At 55.0% G+C, this 2,094-nt stretch carries 2 protein-coding genes; both read right to left on the bottom strand.

The genetic code is table 11. From position 1 onward, the window contains the following. Nucleotides 1-1,845: MMPL family transporter (locus BN93_RS00120; protein ID WP_052311349.1), on the bottom strand; the 1,845-nt coding region annotated here is incomplete at its 3' end. A 1-nt stretch (nt 1,846) separates the two neighbouring features. After that, on the bottom strand, nt 1,847-2,011 hold the full coding sequence (locus BN93_RS18215; protein WP_232211043.1) for a hypothetical protein: 165 nt from the start codon (nt 2,009-2,011) through the stop codon (nt 1,847-1,849). Nucleotides 2,012-2,094: the final 83 nt, after the last annotated feature.

Raw genomic sequence — 2,094 nt, 5'->3', positions numbered from 1 at the left:
ATTAACGATGTTAACCACCGTGTTTCCGATAATGCGATTGCCCAAAGAGGCCTGCAAAAAGAGTGCAAAGTGGTTGGGCGGTTGGGGCGTAAAGCGTGTGGCGAGCATCTTTTGGAAGGGCGCGAAGGCATCGGCAGCAAAGCCTTCCTTCGCAGCCAAAAGTCCCAAGCTGTCTAATTGCGGCGCTCGCTCCTTCAATATACTGTGCCATTGCGCCAAACGGCGTTCTTGTTCGGCCTTACTAGCCACCAAAAGCGGGTATTGTGGCTGTTCGGCAGCCTGCAAAGCCTGCTCTACATACCTTCCTTCGGCCACGAAATACACTTGCGTTGTACCATGTTCTTCGCCGCGCATCTGCGCCAATTGCATCAAAAGCGTTTGCTGTTGCGGCGTTAAGTAGTTGATGTTTCGTAAGTCGGTGTCGAACTGTGTGCCCAAACTGAAATAGCCCAACACAAGCGTCACCACCACCAAAGCCGCGCCTACTACGGCCGTTCGCCTGCGATGATGGGGCGAAGGGGCAGTCGCAGTAGCCCCAGATGTGGCCGACACGGGGGCGGCATCGAGCATTTCGTCTTGCTCGTTTGCGGTCGAAGGCTTGCCAGAAACGTTTTTCTTGCCCACATAATGGGGTAAGAACACCACAACAAACAAGATGGTGCTAACCAACATCAGGGCAGCGAAGATGCCCAAATGGCTCAATGCGATGGCATCGAGGGGTATTAAGGCAGCAAAAGCCCCCACAGTTGTGACGTTGCCCACCACAAGGGGCGAGGCAATCTCTTCGAGTGTCTGCCGCGGCGAGGCGCAATGAGCCAGATGCGTAACGAAGTGTAAGGGATAGTTTACGGCGATACCGATGATTACCGAGGCTATTCCCAGCACGATGATAGACACTTCGCTGCTTACCAAAGCCATACCGCCCATAGCCATGAGCCAACCAAAGCCCAGCGAAACGACGATAAGAAACAGGTGACGGGCGCGGCGTAAGGCCCACACCAGCAACACAACGATGAGTGTTGCGGCAATGGATATGGCCCAAATGCTATCTTTTTTTATCTGCGAGGCATTGTCTACGGCTATCACGGGCGCGCCAGTAGCGGCGAATTTCACGCCAGGCACGCGCATTTCTACACTTCGCGCCACGCTGTCTATTTGCTTAATGAGCAGCGCATTGCCGTTTGTTTCGCTTGCCCCGTATGGCGATGTGAGCATAGCCACGGCGTGGCGGCCGTCGGGTGTAAAGATGTAACCGTCGTGTAGCTCGTAGTGCAGCGCGTTGCCACTGGCCTGCAATCGGGCCAGTAAGGGCGTAAAAAGGCCCAAGGGGTCGCGTTCGATGTTCTGTGTAACCATTCCGCCCGTGGGGAAAAGCAACATTTCGCGATTGCGTTGCAGTGCAGCGACCATGCTGTCGGTGCTGGTTATGCGGCGTATGCGTGCAAAATCGGCATCGCCCAGCAGCAAAGGCGCGTTTTGATAGGCGAAATCGGGAATGCGCATCACGCTCTCGAAGTCGGCTTGTGCCGTTAGTTGCCATCCGCGGGCCTTGCTTTCGCGTTGAAATAGCTGCATGGCGCGCACCAAGAGGGGCGTGTTAAGCTGCGTGGTATCGGTGGGCGAGGCCACGATAAAGATGCGGTCGGCAGCATTTGTCTGCCTGTAAATCTCCATCGAACGACGATAGTTGTGGTCGTTGGGCAGAAAGTCGGTGATGTCTTCTTTAAAACGCAGTTGCGATGCACCCGCCAACGCGCCCAAAGCCATAGCAATGGGCAGGGCAAGGCGCAGCAGACGATGTTGCGCAAACCAGTCGTACAGCCTTATAAGCCATTGTGCAATCATGTCAACTTTGCTTTATTTGTTGTTTGGCCGCAACAGGATTGGCATAGATGTGCAGCAGGTGGCGGCGTTCTTCGTGGGTGGTTAGCTGTTGCAAACGCTGGCTTAGCCACGCTTTCGCCTCATCCCATTGGGCATTCTGCTGGTTCTTCGGGGTGCAACATGGCATAGGCGGCCATGTTGGTGGGCATCAGTAGGTAGGCATCAATAATGGCATGGTCTATCATCTGTGCCACTTGGCGCACGGCATCG

It is taken from the genome of Prevotella conceptionensis 9403948 (assembly GCF_000312305.1).
Taxonomy (GTDB): Bacteria; Bacteroidota; Bacteroidia; order Bacteroidales; family Bacteroidaceae; genus Prevotella; species Prevotella conceptionensis.
This window is presented reverse-complemented; position numbering and strand designations above follow the sequence as displayed.